This is a genomic window from Stenotrophomonas sp. ZAC14A_NAIMI4_1 (genome assembly GCF_003086915.1).
Taxonomy (GTDB): domain Bacteria; phylum Pseudomonadota; class Gammaproteobacteria; order Xanthomonadales; family Xanthomonadaceae; genus Stenotrophomonas.
Map to the genome: position 1 here is coordinate 351,949 of NZ_CP026002.1, position 20,087 is coordinate 372,035.

Annotated in this window: 16 protein-coding genes and 1 pseudogene; 11 read left to right on the forward strand and 6 right to left on the reverse strand. The window is 67.3% G+C overall.

All coding sequences use genetic code 11. The annotated features are described in order from the left end of the window. The first annotated feature begins 2 nt into the window (after window positions 1-2). The gene (locus tag C1926_RS01495) at window positions 3-1,253 is read left to right on the forward strand and encodes a DUF819 family protein (protein ID WP_108758044.1); all 1,251 of its coding nucleotides are present in this window, start codon (window positions 3-5) and stop codon (window positions 1,251-1,253) included. A 219-nt stretch (window positions 1,254-1,472) separates the two neighbouring features. Beyond that, window positions 1,473-2,573, forward strand: a pseudogene (locus C1926_RS21750) (DUF3103 family protein). A 719-nt stretch (window positions 2,574-3,292) separates the two neighbouring features. Here C1926_RS21750 and C1926_RS01510 read toward each other — a convergent pair. Then, the gene (locus tag C1926_RS01510) at window positions 3,293-3,517 is read right to left on the reverse strand and encodes a CstA-like transporter-associated (seleno)protein (RefSeq protein ID WP_049467479.1); all 225 of its coding nucleotides are present in this window, start codon (window positions 3,515-3,517) and stop codon (window positions 3,293-3,295) included. Then, a complete protein-coding gene (locus tag C1926_RS01515; protein ID WP_108758047.1) occupies window positions 3,517-5,598 on the reverse strand; it encodes a carbon starvation CstA family protein in 2,082 nt (693 codons plus the stop codon). The genes C1926_RS01510 and C1926_RS01515 overlap by 1 nt, the downstream gene beginning before the upstream one ends. Before the next feature lie 233 nt (window positions 5,599-5,831). On the opposite strand from C1926_RS01515, the gene C1926_RS01525 reads away from it, so the two are divergent. Then, complete coding sequence (locus C1926_RS01525; protein WP_108758049.1) at window positions 5,832-6,683, forward strand: pirin family protein; 852 nt, start codon at window positions 5,832-5,834, stop codon at window positions 6,681-6,683. Between the two features lie 132 nt (window positions 6,684-6,815). Here the strand turns inward: C1926_RS01525 and C1926_RS01530 are convergent, their stop codons facing one another. From C1926_RS01530 to C1926_RS01545, 4 genes are all read right to left on the reverse strand, one after another. After that, window positions 6,816-7,274, reverse strand: a complete 459-nt coding sequence (locus C1926_RS01530) for a hypothetical protein (protein ID WP_079222756.1) — start codon at window positions 7,272-7,274, stop codon at window positions 6,816-6,818. Between the two features lie 195 nt (window positions 7,275-7,469). After that, window positions 7,470-8,189: an aquaporin Z gene (gene aqpZ / locus C1926_RS01535; RefSeq protein ID WP_079222755.1), complete on the reverse strand. Its 720-nt coding sequence runs from the start codon at window positions 8,187-8,189 to the stop codon at window positions 7,470-7,472. Between the two features lie 145 nt (window positions 8,190-8,334). Next, a complete protein-coding gene (locus C1926_RS01540) occupies window positions 8,335-9,198 on the reverse strand; it encodes a pirin family protein (RefSeq protein WP_108760605.1) in 864 nt (287 codons plus the stop codon). 676 nt (window positions 9,199-9,874) lie between these two features. Beyond that, a complete protein-coding gene (locus C1926_RS01545; RefSeq protein ID WP_108758050.1) occupies window positions 9,875-11,938 on the reverse strand; it encodes a 3-hydroxyacyl-CoA dehydrogenase NAD-binding domain-containing protein in 2,064 nt (687 codons plus the stop codon). A gap of 235 nt (window positions 11,939-12,173) precedes the next feature. On the opposite strand from C1926_RS01545, the gene rpoE reads away from it, so the two are divergent. From rpoE to era, 8 genes are all read left to right on the forward strand, one after another. Then, window positions 12,174-12,794 carry an RNA polymerase sigma factor RpoE gene (gene rpoE, locus C1926_RS01550; RefSeq protein ID WP_079222753.1) on the forward strand — a complete coding sequence of 207 codons (621 nt, stop codon included), beginning with the start codon at window positions 12,174-12,176 and terminating at the stop codon, window positions 12,792-12,794. Beyond that, on the forward strand, window positions 12,791-13,666 hold the full coding sequence (locus tag C1926_RS01555) for a sigma-E factor negative regulatory protein (RefSeq protein WP_108758051.1): 876 nt from the start codon (window positions 12,791-12,793) through the stop codon (window positions 13,664-13,666). Before rpoE ends, C1926_RS01555 begins: the two co-directional genes overlap by 4 nt. 75 nt (window positions 13,667-13,741) lie before the next feature. Continuing rightward, window positions 13,742-15,277 carry a DegQ family serine endoprotease gene (locus C1926_RS01560; RefSeq protein WP_108758052.1) on the forward strand — a complete coding sequence of 512 codons (1,536 nt, stop codon included), beginning with the start codon at window positions 13,742-13,744 and terminating at the stop codon, window positions 15,275-15,277. A 180-nt stretch (window positions 15,278-15,457) separates the two neighbouring features. Further along, on the forward strand, window positions 15,458-17,251 hold the full coding sequence (lepA, locus tag C1926_RS01565) for a translation elongation factor 4 (protein WP_174214114.1): 1,794 nt from the start codon (window positions 15,458-15,460) through the stop codon (window positions 17,249-17,251). A 54-nt stretch (window positions 17,252-17,305) separates the two neighbouring features. Further along, complete coding sequence (gene lepB, locus C1926_RS01570) at window positions 17,306-18,100, forward strand: signal peptidase I (protein WP_108758054.1); 795 nt, start codon at window positions 17,306-17,308, stop codon at window positions 18,098-18,100. 32 nt (window positions 18,101-18,132) lie between these two features. Then, a complete protein-coding gene (locus tag C1926_RS01575) occupies window positions 18,133-18,516 on the forward strand; it encodes a DUF4845 domain-containing protein (RefSeq protein WP_108758055.1) in 384 nt (127 codons plus the stop codon). Next, window positions 18,506-19,186 (forward strand): ribonuclease III, encoded by a 681-nt coding sequence (gene rnc / locus C1926_RS01580; RefSeq protein WP_079222748.1) that lies wholly within the window; start codon window positions 18,506-18,508, stop codon window positions 19,184-19,186. Before C1926_RS01575 ends, rnc begins: the two co-directional genes overlap by 11 nt. Continuing rightward, complete coding sequence (gene era, locus C1926_RS01585) at window positions 19,183-20,079, forward strand: GTPase Era (RefSeq protein ID WP_079222747.1); 897 nt, start codon at window positions 19,183-19,185, stop codon at window positions 20,077-20,079. The genes rnc and era overlap by 4 nt, the downstream gene beginning before the upstream one ends. The last annotated feature ends 8 nt before the right edge of the window (window positions 20,080-20,087 follow it).

Below are 20,087 nucleotides of genomic sequence, written 5' to 3' on the forward strand. Positions count from 1 at the left end.
CCATGCCGACCGAACCCGCTACTGCCCTGATCAGCAACGACATCGTTGGCCTCGGCCTGATTGCCGCCACTCTTGCCCTGATCTTCTGGGCTGCCAGCGGCCCGACCCCCCTGCTGAAGAAGATCTTCGCCTGGGTGCCGGCCCTGCTGCTGTGCTATTTCATTCCCGCCATCTACAACACTGCCGGTGTCATCGACGGCCACAACACCGCGCTGTACAACCCGGTGGCCCGCGACGTGCTGCTGCCGGCGGCGCTGGTCCTGCTGACGCTGTCGATCGACCTGAAGGGCATCGCCAAGCTTGGCCCCAAGCTGCTGGCCGTGTTCTGCGCCGGTACCGCCGGCATCATGCTGGGCGCCATCGTCTCCTTCCAAGTGATGAAGCTGATCCACCCGGAAACGGTGGCCGGCGACACCTGGGCGGGCATGGCCGCTCTGGCCGGCAGCTGGATCGGCGGCGGCGCCAACATGGTGGCCATGCGCGAGGTGTTCGGCACCGATGCCACCACCTTCGGCCAGTTCGCGGTGGTCGACGTGGCCTGCGCCAGCCTGTGGATGGCCATCCTGCTGTTCCTGGCCAACCGCGCGCAGCAGATCGATACGCGCAATGGTGCCGACACCCGCGCCATCGACGAAATGAAGGCGCGCATCAGTGCCTATGACGCGCAGAACGCGCGCATTCCCAGCATGACCGACCTGATGATCATCGTCGGCGTGGCGCTCGGTGGTGTCGGCCTGGCGCATGCCATCGCCGCGCCGCTGGCGGGCTGGTTCAAGGCCAATATCAGCTGGGCCAGCCAGTTCAGCCTGGACAGCCAGTTCGTCTGGGTCATCCTGTTGTCCACGGCGATGGGACTGGGCCTGAGCTTCACCCGCGCGCGCCGGCTGGAAGCGGCCGGTGCCTCGCGACTGGGCACCGTGTTCCTGTATTTCCTGATCGCCTGCATCGGCATGCAGATGAACCTGCTGTCGCTCCTGGACCGGCCGTGGCTGTTCCTGCTCGGCGCCATCTGGATGGCGACCCACGTGCTGGTGCTGTGGATCGTGGCCAAACTGCTGCGTGCGCCACTGTTCTTCTTCGCCATCGGGTCGCAGGGCAACATCGGTGCGGCGGCGTCGGCACCGGTGGTGGCCGCGGCATTCCATCCCTCGCTGGCGCCGGTGGGCGTGCTGCTGGGCACGGTGGGGTACGCCACCGGTACCGGCCTGGCCTATGTCACCGGGCTGATCCTGAAATGGATGGCCAACGGCTGATCTCGCGTTGCCGGGCGTGACGCATCCGGCGCCTGCCACTGCCGGAACTGTGCGGCCGATAACGGATTATCGGCGGCAGGGCACGTAGCGTGGCGGCATGCGTCGCGTGGGGAAGCAGGGGGCTCGCGGCGCAGCCTCCGCTGGCGGCTGCCAGCCTTCCCGACAGGTGGATTCATGACGAATCAATGGATGTTTCGTGCGTCGGCGCTGTTGGCGCTGATGCTGGGTAGTGCGTCGGCGCTGGCGCAGGCACCCCTGCAGGCGCGGCCTGCCGATGTGCAGGCGATCACCGATGCCAGTGCGCGCGACGTCGCCGCGCTCATCGCACAACCGGGCTTTGCCGACGCCGCGCGGTCGGCCCTGCGTGCGGCGCCGGAACGTGGCGTCGCCCTGCAGCAGGTGGTGGCGCGTTTCGATCCGCAGGCGCGGACGTTGGCCAGCAGCAGCGTGGCCCGGCAGGATGGCCAGCTGCGGTTGCGCAAGGGCCTGTCGGAGCAGGGGCCTGCGCTGCTGCAACTGCGCGCCTATGTGCCCGAAGGCGCATCACTGGATGCCATCGCGCCGCGCCAGCTGTGGGTGGCCAGCCTGCCACGCGGCAATGACCGCGACTGGACCACGCTGACCGCCTATGACGCACAGGGCCGCGCGCACCTGCTGGATGCGAAGCAGGCGCCGGACTTCCCCGTGCTGATCGTCGATGTCGATACCCGCCGCTCGGTGGCCGAGGGCATGGCCCTGGTCAACGCCGGCCTGCGCGAACGCGGCCTGCAGTCCCCCGAGCGCATCAGCATCGCCGCCAATGGCGCCAGCGCGTCGTTGGACATCACCCGGTTGGATCGCATCCGCCTGGCCGATGACCAGGAGCCGTGGGCACTGGGTGCGGCAGAGGTGTTTGCTGTCGTTTCCGGCCTGTAGGTCGACAAGACCGAGCCGGAAATGGTCACCGTCGACATGCCGTATCTGGATTACGACAACACCGATTACACCCCGCAGCAGGCGCTGGTGATCTGGGGCAACTACCGTTTCAACGCCGCCAACGTGCAGCTGTTCGAGGATGACGGCGATACCAACTACCAGGAACTGCTGGTGGCGTTGACCACCGGGGTGAAGACCGCGCTGGGCGTGTTCGCGCCGGAGTACGCGGTCATCGCCGACATCGCCGGTGCCATCCTCAATGCCATGCCGACGTCCTGGTTTGCCAACGATATCGACTACCTGGACAGCTTCTACCTGCTGCAGCGCGGGCAGGCCTATACCGATCGCATGGGGGCAGCCAACAACGCCAAGGTCACGCTCACCCCCATCACCCTGGTGGAGTAGGCCGGCAGGGCTTGCAGCCCTGCACCTGCGGTAGTGCCGGCCGCTGGCCGGCAACCTCAAAATCAAAAGCGGCATTCCGTGGGATGGCGGGGCACTGTGGGTTTGCGGGGACGCCGTAAACCCATCCATGGGGGCTTGGTCGCCGCATCCATGCGGCTCACACCCCGCAAACCCACAGTGCCCCGCCTTCGACAGGTTCACGCGGCTGTTGGTGGGTGCCGACCGTTGGTCGGCACATGTGTCAGATATCGATAAACAAAATGGGGTCAGATCCGTTTTCCTTCGGGAAACGGATCTGACCCCGCATCCATGCGGCTCACACCCCGTAAACCCACAGTGCCCCGCCTTCGACAGGTTCACGCGGCTGTTGGTGGGTGCCGACCGTTGGTCGGCACATCTGTCAGATATCGATAAACAAAATGGGGTCAGATCCGTTTTCCTTCGGAAAACGGATCTGACCCCGCATGTGTCTCGCCGTGACCGGCAATCTGTCAGAGGTGGGGCGGTGTGGGCTTGCAGGACCGTTGGCGCCATGGATGGCGCCATCGAGCCCCCATGGAAGGGTTTACGGCGTGTCCTGCAAGCCCACACCGCCCCGCCAACCAAACAGAAGCCCAGAGCCGACGCTCTTGCAGTTGCAGTTGCAGTTGCAGTCGCAGTTGCAGTCGCTGTTGAATCGGCAGGCGCCGGGCTGCAAGCCCGGCACCCACCTCCAAAGCTCAACAGCAGCGACCGCCGTTGCGACCGCCATACCGCGCTTCCTGCCGCTCACGGAAGAACGTCTTGTAGTCCATCGGCTCCTGGTCCGGATGCTTCTCCAGCATGTGCCGGACGTAGTTGTCGTAATCAGGAATCCCACAGCACAGCCGTGCGGTCTGCACCAGGCGCCGCCAGATGCGGCGGTGCGCCTGGTACTGGCCGACGGGAACGAGTTGCGTGCTCATTACAGATCCACCATTTCGTGCGGCTTCAGTGCCACGTACGGGGTCTCGCGGTCACTGCGCTGCGGATTGCGGCGCGCCGCCAGGATGGTCTTGATCGAATACACCAGCACCGCACCCACCACCAGCAGGAACAGCGAGGTCAGGCCCGTGTTGACGTAGGCGTTGACCACGATCTGCTGCATCTGCGCCACCGACTTGGCCGGCGCGGTGATGGTGTCGCTGGCGATGGCCGCCTGGTACTTGTGCGCCTGCGCCAGGAAGCCCTGGGCCGGGTTGCTGTCGAAGATCTTGATGAAGCCCGCGTAGGTGGTGCAGATCAGCAGCCACACCGCCGGCAGCGCGGTCACCCACGCATAGCGGTCACGCTTCATCTTGAACAGCACCACCGTGCCCAGCATCAGCGCGATACCGGCCAGCATCTGGTTGGAGATGCCGAACAGCGGCCACAGCGTCTGGATGCCGCCGAACGGATCGACCACGCCGGTGTAGAGCAGGTAGCCCCACAGCGCCACGCAGCCGGCGGTGCCGATGATGTTGGCCGTCCACGATTCGGTCTTCTTCAGCGCCGGGATGAAGTTGCCCAGCAGGTCCTGCAGCATGAAGCGACCGGCACGGGTACCGGCATCGACTGCGGTCAGGATGAACAGCGCTTCGAACAGGATCGCGAAGTGGTACCAGAACGCCATCATCGCGTCGCTGCTGCTGGGGATCGCCTCGTGCAGGATCTGCGCGATACCGACCGCCAGCGTGGGGGCGCCACCGGCACGATGCAGGATCGTCGGTTCACCGATGGCTGCCGCCGTGGCGGTCAGCTGTTCCGGGCTGATGGTGAAGCCCCAGGTGTTGGTGATGAAGTGCGCCGCCGAGGCCGCATCGGCACCGATCACCGCCGCCGGGCTGTTCATTGCGAAGTAGATGCCCGGATCGATGATCGAGGCCGCCACCAGCGCCATCACTGCCACGAACGATTCCATCAGCATGCCGCCGTAGCCGATGTAGCGCATGTGCGCTTCATTGGCGAGCAGCTTGGGCGTGGTGCCGGAGGAGATCAGTGCGTGGAAGCCGGACACCGCGCCGCAGGCAATGGTGATGAACAGGAACGGGAACATGCCGCCCTTCCACACCGGGCCGTCGCCGCTGGCGGCGAACTGGGTCAGGGCCGGCATCTTCAGTTCCGGCATGACCACCAGGATGCCGATCGCCAGCGCGATGATCGTGCCGATCTTCAGGAAGGTGGACAGGTAGTCGCGCGGGGCCAGCAGCAGCCACACCGGCAGCACCGAGGCGACGAAACCATAGCCGATCAGCATCCAGGTGATCTGGGTGCCGGTGAAGGTGAAGGCCGGGCCCCAGGTCGGGTCCGCCGCCACCTTGCCGCCGAACCAGATCGCGGCCAGCAGCAGGATCAGGCCGACCACCGAGATCTCGCCGATCTTGCCGGGGCGGATGTAGCGCATGTACACGCCCATCAGGATCGCGATGGGCATCGTCGCGATCACCGTGAACATGCCCCAGGGGCTTTCGGCCAGTGCCTTGACCACCACCATCGCCAGCACCGCCAGGATGATGATCATGATCAGGAAGGCGCCGAACAGCGCAATGGTGCCGGGCACCTGGCCCATTTCCTCACGCACCAGGTCGCCCAGCGAACGGCCGTTGCGGCGGCTGGACAGGAACAGGACCACGAAGTCCTGCACCGCGCCGGCCAGCACCACGCCCACCACCAGCCACAGCAGGCCGGGCAGGTAGCCCATCTGCGCGGCCAGCACCGGGCCGACCAGCGGGCCGGCGCCGGCGATGGCGGCGAAGTGGTGGCCGAACAGCACGTGCTTGTTGGTCGGGACGTAGTCCAGGCCATCGTTGTTGATCACCGCCGGGGTGGCCCGGGTCGGATCGAGCTGCATCACCTTGTCGGCGATGAACAGGCTGTAGAAGCGGTAGGCCACCAGATACAGCGATACCGCGGCGACCACGATCCACAATGCGTTGATGTGCTCGCCGCGGCGCAGGGCCACTGTGCCCAGACAGAATGCGCCAAGCAGGGCGAGGGCCGCCCAGCCTATTTTGGAAAACCCTTTCATGAGGTGCTCTCTCCCGGAAAGATGTTCAAAGAGTCCCGCGTGACCTGTGCACGGTCAATGCGTGCGGGACTTTTCTGCGGTAGTACTTTGGTCGAACACAACGCAGGCGCCGTCGCGCGGCGGACATGACGCCCGGCGAACACCAGTGGTGGAACAATCGGTTGCGGTGCCGCCCATTGGCGTTGCGGCGTGCGGCGTCCATCTTCATCGGCATCCATCCAACAGGAGTCGCCATGAGCCTTCCCGAGCCGGTGCGCGTGCAGCGCACCATCCGTGGCATGCCCACCTCCGACGGTGCCGGCGTGCGCCTGACCCGCGTCATCGGCGGCCCGTCGCTGCCCGACCTGGATCCGTTCCTGCTGCTGGATGAATTCGGCACCGATCGTGCCGAGGACTACATCGCCGGCTTCCCGGAACACCCGCACCGTGGCTTCGAGACCGTCACCTACATGCTCGACGGGCGCATGCGCCACCGTGACAACCACGGCAACGAAGGCCTGCTGACCCCGGGCAGCGTGCAGTGGATGACCGCTGGCCGCGGCCTGGTCCATTCGGAAATGCCGGAGCAGGAAAGCGGGCAGATGCGCGGTTTCCAGCTGTGGGTCAACCTGCCGGCGCGCGACAAGATGACCGACCCCAAGTACCAGGAATTCGCGCCCGAGCGCATTCCGGTGGTGCAGCCGGCGGCGGGCGTGGAGGTGAAGGTGATCGCCGGTACCGTCGATGGCACGGCCGGCCCGATCGCCCAGCCGGCCACCGATCCGGTGTACCTGGACATCCGCCTGGAAGCCGACCGCGCCTGGACCTACACGCTGCCGGAAGGGCACAACGCCTTCGCTTATGTTTTCGAGGGCGGGGTGACGGTAGGCGAGCAGGACGCCGCGCGTGACGTGGCGCGCCAGGAACTGGCGGTGCTGGGCGGCGGCGAGCAGCTGCACCTGTCGGCCGGAAGCGAAGGCGCACGGCTGATCCTGGTGGCGGGTCGCCCGCTGCGCGAGCCGGTCATGCGCCACGGCCCGTTCGTGATGAACACCCGGCAGGAGCTGATGCAGGCCTTCGTGGATTTCCAGGAAGGCCGCTTCTGAGGGGTAGCGTCGGGCCATGCCCGGCGGCTTTCCCAGCTTCGCGCGCAAGCGCGGGTTCGCCGGGCATGGCCCGGCGCTACCGATCAATGTTGAAGTGCGGGGACACTGCCAGGCAGTCATCCCCGCAACCCCTCAGCGACCGTCGGCCACGGCCGACGGGGTCAGGCTCATGCCCTGCGCCAGCTGCTGCAGGCTGCCCAGTTCCTGGCTGCTGTCCGGGTACAGCGCGATCTGCGCATAGCGTCCCTTGTCCAGCTTGACCACGCTGATGCGCCGTTCGGCATAGCCGGGCGGCTGCTGTCCGCCCAGGTCGGGCTGGTACCAGTACATCGATTCACCGCCGAAGCTGCCTTTTTCCTGGCGCAGCGAGCGGCTGAGTGGAATGCCCGGGTCGCGCTGGCTGAGCATCAGGCTCAGCACTTCGCGGCCTTCGGCGGTGGCCGCACGGCACACCACGAAATCGGGCTGTGCCTGCTGCTGCCATTGCAGGCCACTGCTGGCGGGCAGCGACGGGCACTCGACCGGAGCCTGTGCGGCGGCATGGGCCGCGACGAACAGCAGGCTCGACAACACAACAGGCACGAACTTCATGCATCCCCCAAGGTGGCGTGTCGTAAGGCTCCACCGGCGCGCCGGTGGCGGTGGCATCCCATCCCCGGATGCCGTGCCGTCCGCATGTGTACGGACGGTCATTCCGACCTTAACGGAACGTGAGCGATCGCACAAATTGCGGTTACAACCGTAACCATCACGGCCGAGTGTCGGCCGTGATGGCCAGGGCAGGGCTCAGTGGTCGCTGCCGACCCACTTGTAGATCATCCCGCCGATCATGCCGCCCAGCAGCGGGGCCACCCAGAACAGCCACAGCTGGCCGGTCGCGCCGCTGCCGGCAAAGAAAGCCACGGCCGTGGAGCGGGCCGGGTTCACCGACGTATTGGTGACCGGGATGCTGATCAGGTGGATCAGGGTGAGGGCCAGGCCGATGGCCAGCGGCGCGAAGCCGGCCGGTGCCTTGCCGTGCGTGGCCCCCATGATGACCACCAGGAACACGGCGGTGAGCACCACCTCGCACAGGAAGGCGGCGGCCACGCTGTAGCCACCCGGCGACAGTGCGCCGTAGCCATTGCTGGCGAATGCCCCGGCCTGGCTGCTGTCAATGCCGAAGCCGGGCGCACCGGAGGCGATCTGCAGGAGGATGAAGCCGGCCAGCAGGCCGCCGGCGCACTGGGCGATGACGTAGGGCAGCAGGTCGCGGGCCGGGAAGCGGCCGCCGGCCCAGAGCCCGACGCTGACCGCCGGATTGAAATGCGCGCCGGACACGTGGCCGAACGCGTAGGCGCCGGTCACCACCGTCAGGCCGAAAGCCAGTGCCACGCCGAGGAAGCCGATGCCCAGCGGATTGCCGTCGCCGCCGAATTTCGCGGCCAGCACCGCGCTGCCACAGCCCCCCAGGACCAGCCAGAACGTGCCGAGGAACTCGGCGGCCAAGCGTTTGCCCATGCCCATGACGTGCTCTCCAATGAGGCGCGCGGATGCGTGCGGTCGCATTGGAGTGCGCAGCAGGTGATGGCCGCGTATACGCGGCGTGGAGCCCCGGCGGGGCGTGCCGAGGCCTTGCCGCAGCGTCGAGCTTGCTCGACTGCTTTCTGCCTCAATACTGCGGCAGCGGAATGAATTCCTTGTCATCGCCGGGGATGGTGCCGAAGCGCCCGGCTTCCCAATCGTGCTTGGCCTGTTCGATGCGCTCCTTGGAACTGGACACGAAGTTCCACCACAGGTGGCGCGGGCCATCGAGCGGTTCGCCACCGAACAGCATCGCCTTCACCGGTGTCTTCGCGCGCAGGCGGCCAACAGCGCCGGCCTCGGGAATGACCAGGTGCTGGGCCGGAATATCCACGCCATCCAGCTGCGCCTGGCCTTCGAGGATGTACAGCGCGCGTTCGCGATGGCCGTTGTCGATGTCGATCTCCGCATCCGGGTCGAGGTCGATGGCCACGTTGAGCGTATCGGCGAAGACCTTCACCGGCGATTCCTCACCGTAGGCACGGCCGGCGATGACGCGCAGCCACGCGCCGTTGCGGCGCTGCTCGGGCAGGGTGGCGGCGGCATGGTGGTAGAACGCCGGTTCGATTTCCTCGTGCGACTTCGGCAGCGCGACCCAGGTCTGCATGCCGTGGATCGGGTTGTCCTGGCTGCGGTCTGGCGGCGGGGTGCGCTCGGAATGGGCGATGCCGCGGCCGGCGGTCATCCAGTTCACGTCGCCGGGGCGGATGACCTGGTCCGAGCCCAGCGTATCGCGGTGGCCGATGGCGCCGGACCACAGGTAGGTGACGGTGGCCAGGCCGATATGCGGGTGCGGGCGCACGTCGATGGCGGTGCCGGGGTGCATGATGGCCGGGCCCATCTGGTCGACGAACACGAACGAGCCGATGCTGCGGGCCTGCAGGGTGGGCACCGCGCGGCGCACTTCCAGGCCGCCGATGTCGTGGACGCGCGGGGCGATGATGGTGGTCATGCGGGCGTTCTCGCTGGCAGGGATCAAGGGCGCCAGCATGGCATGCGGTCGTGATGGGTACATGCCCCATGCGGGTAACAGCCTGTTCCGTAGAGTCGAGCTTGCTCGACTGGGTTCCAGCCAACGGCGCAGCCCCTCGTGGCTGGTCGGTCGGTAGAGTCGACTGTTGGTCGACTGGCGCTGTGGCTGGCCGGGCGGGTGGGCTGCGCAGGACACGCCGTAAACCCATCCATGGGGGCTCGATGGCGCCATCCATGGCGCCAACGGTCCTGCGCAACCCACCCGCCCGGCCCCCGACAGTTTCCGTGCGCGTCAGCCACGGAAAAGAAAAAAGAAAATCAAATTCAAACGCCGGTCGCTTCGCTCGCATCCACGCAAGCGTGGACCACGCGTGTCGACCAAGGTCGACACCTACCGCAATGGGAGTTCACTCACCGTCACCGGGAAACTGTCGGGGGTGGGGCGGTGTGGGCTTGCAGGACCGCAGGCGCCATGGATGGCGCCTACGAGCCCCCATGGACGGGTTTACGGCGTGTCCTGCAAGCCCACACCGCCCCGCCCAACAAACAGAAAAGCCAGAGCCGGCTGTAGCTCCGGCTCTGGCTCTGGCTTTCAGGGTTGCCGGCCAGCGGCCGGCACTACCGCGGGTGCCGGGCCGCAGGCCCGGCCGATCAACTCACACCACCGGTTCGCGCAGGACGGGGTTGTCCCAGCCCGGGCGCGGGGCGAAACGGTCGCCGTGGCGCTGCTGCAGCGCCTTCAGCCGCTCGACGATCGCATCGGCGCCCACCGCGCGGATGTGCTGGATCGGACCCCCACGGAACGGGGCAAACCCCGTACCGAAGATCACGCCCGCATCCAGCAGGTCCGCATCGGCCACCACGCCTTCGTGCAGGCAGGCCACCGCTTCGTTCAGCAGCGGCAGGATCAGGCGGTCTTCCAGGTCCGCAGGGGCTTGGTAGTCACGCGCCACGTCCGGCTTCTTCGCCCGGCCGTTCTCCCAGGTGTAGATGCCCTGGCCATCCTTCTTGCCGCGCTTGGCCGGGTCCACCGTCGCCAGTGCCTCGGGCACCTGCAGGCCCAGGAACGGTGCCAGCTCCTTGCCCACGCCGGCGGCCACGTCCAGGCCCACCGTGTCGATCAGCTCGATCGGGCCCATCGGCATGCCGAACTTCACCGCGGCCTTGTCGATCACCGGGCCCGGAATGCCCTCGGCGTACGCCGTGGCGGCTTCCAGCATGTACGGGAACAGCACGCGGTTGACCAGGAAGCCGGGGCTGCCGGCCACCGGCACCGGGAACTTGCCCAGCGCCTTGCAGAACGCGGCCAGGCGGCGCTCGGTCTCCGGCGCCATGCCGTCGTGGTGGATGATTTCCACCAGCGGCATCTGCGCCACCGGGTTGAAGTAGTGCAGGCCGGCGAACTGCGCCGGGCGCTGGATGTGGTCGCGCAGTTCCACCAGCGGAATCGACGAGGTGTTGGTGGTCAGCAGCGCGTCCAGCTTCATCTTCGGTTCCAGCGTCTGGTACAGCGCACGCTTGGCCTCCGGGTTCTCGATGATCGCTTCGATGACCAGGTCGGCCTCGGCCACGCCATTGCCTTCCAGGTCGGCACGCAGGCGCGCTGCCACCGACGGGCGCTTGCTCTCGTCGCGAACCTTCTTGGCGAACAGCGCCTGCGCGCGTTCCATGGCCGGGTCGATGAAACGCTGCTCGCGGTCCTGCAGGGTCACCTCGAAGCCCTTGTACGCGGCCCAGGCGGCGATGTCGCCGCCCATCACGCCGGCGCCGACCACATGCACGTGGCGGATGCCGGCATCACCGCTGCCCAGCCCCTTCAGGCGCTCGGTCAGGAAGAAGATGCGGATCAGGTTGCGCGCGGTCGGCGTGCTGGCCAGCTTCACCACCGCGCGGCGCTCGGCGTCCAGGCGCGCCTGCACCGGCTTGCCGGCGGTGCGCTGCCAGGTGCTGATCAGCGCGTACGGCGCCGGGTACTGGTCCTTCTTGGCCTTGCGGGCGACCTGCTTGACCATCTGCGGGGCCAGCAGCTTGCGTGCCAGCCAGGTGTTGGTCGCCCAGGCGGTGGCGCGCTGCTTGAACGGGCGGGTGGTACCGGACAGGGCCAGGGCCACGGCGGTATCGAGTACCACTGCCGGCGCCACCACCTTGTCCACCAGGCCGATGCCACGGGCGGCCGAGGCCGACAGGGTGCGGCCGGTCAGCATCATGTCCATCGCCGCCGGGGCGCCCACCAGCTGCGGCAGGCGCGCGCTGCCGCCCCAGCCCGGGAAGATGCCCAGCTGGGTTTCCGGCAGGCCGATGCGGGTGCTGCTGTCGTTGGAGGCCACGCGGTAGCGGCAGGCCAGCGCCAGCTCGGTGCCGCCGCCCAGGCTGTGGCCGTGGATGGCCGCCACGGTGGGGCAGGGCAGCTCGGCCAGCTTCTGGTAGGTGGACTGGCCGCGGCGGATCGCGTCGTTCACGGTGCCGCGGCGGTCGAACTCCTGGAACTCCTTCAGGTCCGCCCCGGCGATAAAGCCGGCCTTCTTCAGCGACTGGATGACCACGCCCTTGGGCGGGTCCAGGGCGATGCGCTCGAGCAGGTCGCCCAGCTCCAGCAGCACGTCCTGCGACATCGCGTTGACACTGCTGTCCTGACGATCCAAAGACAGCACGACCACGCCGTCATCGCGGATCTCGGGGTGCCAGTGGCTGAAGCGGAGACCATCGAAGCCTGAGAGCATGGACGTTCCATCCGGTTGTGTATGGAGAAGCGGCTATGATCCAGAGGTTGTTTCCCCCGCGTCAAATCCCAATAGCTGGGGTGTGGCGACCCCGGATCCATGGCCCCGGACCGGGACGCTAGCGGAACGGTGGTTAAAAGCTGGTGCGGCGCCAGGTGATCGGCGACTGAACTTTTCCCGGGATTGGCAGTCTCATTGCCCGACGTCGGTTGGGCTGACAGGAGTGCGGCCCCTCATGGCCGATGTTGAAACACCACAGGAGCTGGATCTGGAACTGGTCCGGCGCGTGCAGCGCGGCGAGAGCGCGGCCTTCGATGTCCTGGTACGCAAGTACCAGCACCGGGTCGTCGGTCTGGTCGGTCGCTACATCGCCGACTGGAGCGAATGTCAGGACGTCGCCCAGGACACTTTCATCCGCGCCTACCGCGCGATCGGAAGTTTCCGTGGCGATGCCCAGTTCTCCACCTGGTTGCATCGGATCGCCGTGAACACCGCCAAAAACTACCTGGCTTCACACAATCGACGCCCGCCGACCGATGACATCGACATCGGCGACGCCGAGCAGTTCGATACCGGAACACGCCTGCGCGACACCGACACGCCCGAACGCGAGTTGATGCGCCAGGAGCTTGAACAGACGGTGATGAAGGCCGTCAACGCGCTGCCGGAAGAACTCCGGTCGGCGATCACCCTGCGCGAGGTGGAAGGCCTGAGTTACGAGGAAATCGCGCAGAAGATGGGGTGCCCGATCGGCACCGTGCGGTCCCGGATCTTCCGGGCGCGCGAGGCGATCGACACCGAACTCCGGCCGCTGCTGGACATCGGCAGCGCCACCCGTGAGAAGAGCCGCGTATGACCCACAGTCCCCTGAACGAATCGCAGAACCACCAATCTCCCGCCGGGCAGCGCCTGGACCAGCGCCACCGCGAACAGCTGTCGGCCCTGGTCGATGGCGAGCTCGGTGCCGATGAGGCGCGCTTCCTGCTGCGCCGCATGGAACACGATCCCGAGCTGTCCGGCAGCCAGGAACGCTGGCAGCTGCTCGGCGACGTGATGCGTGGCCAGGCGTCGCTGCTGGCCCCGGCCGGTTTCAGCGCGGCCGTGGCCGCCGCCATCGCCGCCGAACCGGCACCGCAGGCCGAGCCGCGGCGCCAGGTGCGCCGCACCGGTTGGCGTGCCTGGGGCGGTGGTGCCGCACTGGCCGCCTCGGTGGCCGCCGTGGCCCTGTTCATGGGCGGCGAGAAGCTGAAGGATGCCGGCCCTGGCGAGCCGCTGCCGCCGCAGGTGGTGGCCAGCCAGGCCGAACTGGCACCTGCGCCGGGCCCGTCCGCCGTGACCGAGGCCTCGGTCGACAGCGCGGCGATGGCCGTGGCCGCCGCACCGGCCGTAGCGATGGCCGCCAGCCGCCGCCAGGACGCCCGCCGCGCCAGCGCCACCCGCAGCCAGCAGGCCGCACGCGTGGCCCAGCGCGATGACGCGCCGCAGCGTGCAGTGGCCACTGCGCAGCCGGCGCTGAGCCCCAGCGTCCCGGCCAGCAGCACCCGCCACCTGCCCTTCGGTGATGTCGGCAGCCTGCAGGCCCGGCCCTGGCCGAAGTCCAGCCTGGCCCCGGCCGGCGGCGGTGCGCTCAACGCCAGCTTCCCGACCTCGTCCGGTGGCGCCGCGTTCTACCCGTTCGAACCGCGCCTGCAGGAAGAACTGCCGGCGCCGCAGCGCCCGCGCGACTGACGCGTGCGGGCCCATGCCCCGCCACTGGCGGGGCCCTCCTTCCCCCTCTCCATCCGATCCGGAGGTTGCCGTCCGATGACTCACCGACTCCGCACGCAGGCCATGGGCCTGCTCGCCCTGACCCTGCCGCTGGTGGCCTGTGCCCAGCCCGCCGCGCCGACCGCACCGCCGGCGGCCCCGGCCGCCGCCGCCGCACCGCGTGCCCCGGCGCAGCCGCTGGTCAGCGGCCTGCCTGATTTCACCAACCTGGTCGAACAGGTCGGCCCCGGCGTGGTCAACGTCGATGTCACCATCGTCCGCAACAACCGCCAGGCCTCGCGCGGCCCGATGGGCGACGACGACATGCCTGAGTTCTTCCGCCGCTTCTTCGGCCCTGATTTCCCGATGCCGGGGCAGGGGCCGGGTGGCCAGGATGGCGGTCCCAGCATCAAGGGGCGTGGCATGGGCTCGGGCTTCATCATCTCGCCCGACGGCTACGTGCTGACCAACTACCACGTGGTGGCAGACGCCAGCGAAGTGAAGGTGAAGCTGGGCGACAGCCGCGAGTTCACTGCCAAGGTGGTCGGCAGCGACCAGCAGTACGACGTTGCCCTGCTCAAGATCGACGGCAAGAACCTGCCGACCGTGCGCGTGGGCGATTCGAACACCCTCAAGCCGGGCCAGTGGGTTGTCGCGATCGGCTCGCCGTTCGGCCTCGACCATTCGGTCACCGCCGGCGTGGTCAGCGCCGTCGGCCGCAGCACCGGCGGGCCGGACCAGCGCTATGTGCCCTTCATCCAGACCGACGTGGCGATCAACCAGGGCAACTCCGGTGGCCCGCTGCTGAACACCCGCGGGGAAGTCGTTGGCATCAATTCGCAGATCTTCTCCGCCTCCGGCGGCTACATGGGCATCAGCTTCGCGATCCCGATCGACCTGGCGATGAGCGCGGTCGAGCAGATCAAGAAGAGTGGCAAGGTCACCCGTGGCCAGCTGGGCGCGGTGGTCGAACCGATCGATTCGCTGAAGGCGCAGGGCCTGGGCCTGCCGGACAGCCGTGGCGCGCTGGTCAACCAGATCGTGCCCGGCAGTGCCGCGGCCAAGGCGGGCGTGCAGCTGGGCGATGTCATCCGCTCGGTCAACGGCAGCACGGTCAACACCTGGTCCGACCTGCCGCCGCTGATCGGCGCGATGGCCCCGGGCAGCAAGGTCACCCTGGTCGTGTACCGCGATGGCAAGCCGCGTGAGCTCAGCGCCACCCTGACCGCCCTGACCGATGACGGCCAGGACAGCGCCCGCGGCCCGTCCGCCGCCAATGCCGATGCCGCGCCGCAGTCCGGTGCCAATGCCCTGCTGGGCCTGGACGTGACCGAGCTCAACGCGGTGCAGCGCAAGCAGCTGGGCCTGGATTCGGGCGAGGGCGTGCGCATCACCGGGGTCAAGGGCGAAGGCGCCCGTGACGCCGGCCTGGCCCCGGGCATGGTCGTCCTGCGCGTCGGCAACACCCCGGTCGGCAGTGTCGATGCGCTCAACCGCGCGCTGTCCGGCTACAAGAAGGGCGACGTGGTCCTGCTGCTGGTCCGTGCCAGCAGCGGCAACAGCGCCTTCGTGGCGGTCAAGGCCGGCCAGTAAGGCCTTCACGGCCGCCCCCGGGCGGCCCTGGTACTCCCCCGAAGCCCCGCCCCGGCGGGGCTTTGGCCATTCCGGGCCCGGTCCGATCAGGCTGCTTTCGCGGCAGGGGCCCGGGCATGCGATAATCGACCGTTACCCTGACGACGCCGCGCGCCGCCGCCACCTATGTCTTCTGATTCGATGCGGAACATCCGCAACTTCTCCATCATTGCCCACGTCGACCACGGCAAGTCCACGCTTGCCGACCGCATCATCCAGCTTTGCGGCGGCCTGCAGGCCCGCGAGATGGAAGCGCAGGTGCTCGATTCGAACCCGATCGAGCGCGAGCGTGGCATCACCATCAAGGCCCAGTCGGTCTCGCTGCCGTATGTAGCGAAGGACGGCCAGACCTACCACCTGAACTTCATCGACACCCCCGGCCACGTCGACTTCTCCTATGAAGTCAGCCGCTCGCTGGCCGCCTGCGAAGGCGCGCTGCTGGTGGTCGATGCCGCCCAGGGCGTGGAAGCGCAGTCGGTGGCCAACTGCTACACCGCCGTCGAGCAGGGCCTGGAAGTGGTGCCGGTGATCAACAAGATCGACCTGCCCACCGCCGACATCGAGCGCGCCAAGGCCGAGATCGAGGCCGTCATCGGCATCGACGCCGCCGACGCCGTGCCGGTCAGCGCCAAGACCGGCCTGAACGTGCAGGACGTGCTGGAAGCCATCGTCCATCGCATCCCGGCCCCGGTGCCGCGCGATACCGACAAGCTGCAGGCGCTGATCATCGACTCCTGGTTCGACAACTACCTCGGCGTGGTGTCGCTGGTGCGTGTCATGCAGGGCCAGATCAAGCCCGGCGACAAGCTGCAGGTGATGTCCACCGGCCGCACCCACCAGGTCGACAACGTCGGCGTGTTCACGCCCAAGCGCAAGGTGCTGCCGGCGCTGCGTGCCGGTGAAGTGGGCTGGGTCACCGCCAGCATCAAGGACGTCCACGGTGCGCCGGTCGGCGATACGCTGACCCTGGCCGCCGATCCGGCTGCCAAGCCGCTGCCGGGCTTCCAGGAGATGCAGCCGCGCGTGTTCGCCGGCCTGTTCCCGGTCGACGCCGAGGACTACCCGGACCTGCGCGAGGCACTGGACAAGCTGCGCCTGAACGACGCCGCGCTGCGCTTCGAGCCGGAAAGCTCCGAAGCGATGGGCTTCGGCTTCCGCTGCGGCTTCCTCGGCATGCTGCACATGGAAATCGTGCAGGAGCGCCTGGAGCGCGAATACAACCTGGACCTGATCAGCACCGCACCGACGGTGATCTATGAAGTCCTTAAGACCGACGGCACCATCGTCAACATGGACAACCCGGCCAAGCTGCCGCCGGTCAACCATGTCGAAGAGATCCGCGAGCCGATCATCCGCGCCAACGTGCTCACTCCCGAGGAGTACATCGGCAACATCATCAAGCTGTGCGAAGAAAAGCGCGGCAGCCAGCTCGGCATCAACTACCTGGGCAGCCAGGTGCAGATCAGCTACGAGCTGCCGATGGCTGAAGTGGTGCTGGACTTCTTCGACAAGCTGAAGTCGGTCAGCCGTGGCTACGCCTCGCTCGATTACCACTTCGTGCGTTTCGATGCCGGCCCGTTCGTGCGCGTGGACGTGCTGATCAATGGTGACAAGGTCGATGCACTGTCGCTGATCGTGCACCGCAGCCATGCCGACCGCCGCGGCCGCGAGCTGTGCGACAAGATGAAGGACCTGATCCCGCGCCAGCAGTTCGACGTGGCCATCCAGGCCGCCGTCGGCTCGCAGATCATCGCCCGCACCACGGTCAAGGCCATGCGCAAGAACGTGCTGGCCAAGTGCTATGGTGGCGACGTTTCGCGCAAGAAGAAGCTTCTGGAAAAGCAGAAGGAAGGCAAGAAGCGCATGAAGCAGGTCGGCCGCGTGGAAATCCCGCAGGAAGCCTTCCTGGCCGTGCTGCAGATGGACAACAAGTAAGCCCGCAGCGGCCCTTCGGGGCCGTTCGTCCGGTGACGTTGCAAAGGACCCTGAATGAAATTGTTTGAGATCCTCCTGGTCGTACTGACCCTGGCCTCGGGCCTGATCCTGCTGGCCGACAAGCTGTACCTGGCCAAGCGCCGGGCGCAGCGCGCGGGCCTGCTCGATACCGAGCCGGTGCTGGTGGACTACTCGCGGGCGTTCTTCCCGGTGCTGGTGGTCGTGCTGATCGTGCGCAGCTTCATCGCCGAGCCGTACAAGATCCCGTCCAGCTCGATGATGCCGAACCTGCTGATCGGCGATTTCATCCTGGTCAACAAGTTCTCCTACGGCCTGCGCCTGCCGATCTCCAACACCAGGTTCGTCCCGCTGGGCGAGCCGTCGCGGGGTGACGTGGTGGTGTTCCACTTCCCCGGCCACGGCGACAACGATCCGGCCAAGGGCGAGAACTTCATCAAGCGCGTCATCGGCGTGCCGGGTGACACCGTGGTCTTCGAAGGCGACGGCGTCATCCTCAATGGCGAGCCGCTGAAGTACGACAACAAGGGCATCTACGCCGGCGACAAGGGCCAGGGCGAGGGCGCCAACCTGCTGGTCGAGCACCTGCCGGGCCGCACCCACACCGTGCTGGAGACCGATTATCCTCGCGGCCAGGGACAGTGGACCGTGCCGGCGGGCAAGTACCTGGTGATGGGCGACAATCGCGACAACAGCGATGACGGCCGTTTCTGGGGCCTGCTGCCGGAAGAAAACCTGCGCGGCCGCGCGTTCCTGATCTGGCTGAACTGCCAGGGCTGGTTCTGCAAGGATGGCTTCCAGCCGTCGCGCATCGGCTCGGGCATCAACTGACTTCACATCCACGCGTATCTGGGGAGAACGCAATGAAGACGATGAACACGCAGCGCGGCATGACCCTGACCTCCTTCCTGGTGGTCCTGATCGTGGTGGGTTTCTTCCTCTACATCGGCATGAAGCTGTTCCCGATGTACCAGGAGTACTACGCCGTGCGCTCGGCGATGAAGAGCCTGGCCAAGGAACCGGAAGTGGGCTCCATGGCCCCGGCGCAGATCCAGGATCTGTTCTTCAGGCGCCTGTACATCAACTACTCGGAAAACGTGAAGCCGAACAACGTCAAGTTCAACCGTCGTGACAACGGCTGGACCCTCAACGTCAACTACGAAGTGCGCCAGCCGCTGGTGGGCAACCTCGATGTGGTTGGCAAATTCGAATCATCCCAGGACCTCGTTCGTAGCGGTGCCCAGTAAATTCATCCAACGTGGTGACCTGATCGGTCACGTTTTCAGCGATCCAGCCCTGCTCAAGCAGGCGCTGACCCATCGCAGTGCCGGTGCGCCGCATAACGAGCGCCTGGAATTCCTCGGCGACAGCATCGTCAACATGATGGTCGCCGAGGCGCTGTACCAGCGCTGGCCCAAGGCCGACGAGGGGGCCATGACCCGCGCCCGCGCCGAGCTGGTGCGTGAAGGCGCCCTGGCGGTGATCGCCCGCACCCTCGAGCTGGGCGAACGCCTGACCCTGGGCCCGGGTGAACTGAAGTCCGGCGGCCACCGCCGCGATTCGATCCTGGCCGACGCCCTGGAGGCGGTCGTGGCCGCGATCTACCTGGATGTCGGCTTCGAGGCCTGCCGGGCCGTCGTGCTGCCCTGGTTTGCCGCCTCGATGGAGGCCCTGCCGGCCACCGGCCGGCCCGAGAAAGACCCCAAGACCCGCCTGCAGGAATGGCTGCAGGCCCGACAGAAGGCGTTGCCGCAGTACGAACTGGTGTCAGAATCCGGTGACGACCACGCCAAGCACTTCCGGGTACGCTGCAACGTCGCGGACCCTGCCGCCAGCACCGAGGGCGAAGGCCCCTCGCGCCGGCTTGCCGAACAACAAGCGGCTGCTGCCGTCCTAGAACAACTGGATTCCAAGTGAGCGAACAAACTCCCCATCATTGCGGCAGCGTGGCCGTCATCGGCCGCCCGAACGTGGGCAAGTCGACCCTGACCAATGCCCTGGTCGGCGCCAAGGTCAGCATCGTCTCCAACCGCCCGCAGACCACGCGCCATCGCCTGCTGGGCATCGCCACCTACCCGGAAGGCCAGCTGGTGCTGGTCGACACCCCCGGCCTGCACAAGGTGCAGAAGCGGGCGATGAACCGGGTGATGAACCGTGCAGCGCGCGGCTCGCTGGAAGGCGTCGACGCCGGCCTGCTGGTGATCGAAGCCGGTCGCTGGGACGAGGAAGACAGCCTGGCCTTCAACGTGCTGCGCGATGCCGGCATCCCGGTGGTGCTGGTGGTCAACAAGATCGACCGCATGAAGGACAAGGGCGCGCTGCTGCCGTTCCTGCAGCAGGTGACCGAAGGCCGCGATTTCTCGGCCGTGCACCCGATTTCCGCGCAGAAGCGCAACGGCCTGGAAGCCCTGGTCCGCGACGTGCTGGCCCTGCTGCCGGAAGCGCCGCCGATGTTCGGCGAAGACGAGATCACCGACCGCAGCCAGCGCTTCCTGGCCGGCGAGCTGGTGCGTGAACAGCTGATGCGCCAGCTTGGCGAAGAGCTGCCGTACGCCACCACGGTGGAGATCGAGCGCTTCACCGAAGACGGCAACCTGCTGCGCATCGGCGCGGTCATCTGGGTCGAGCGCGAAGGCCAGAAGGCCATCGTGATCGGCAAGGGCGGCGCTCGCCTGAAGGAGATCGGCGCCAAATCCCGCCTGCAGATGGAACGTCTGTTCGGGGCCAAGGTGTTCCTGGAAACCTGGGTGCGCGTGCGTGAAGGCTGGTCCGATGACGAGGCCGCACTGAAGGCCTTCGGCTACGAATAAGCCGCGGC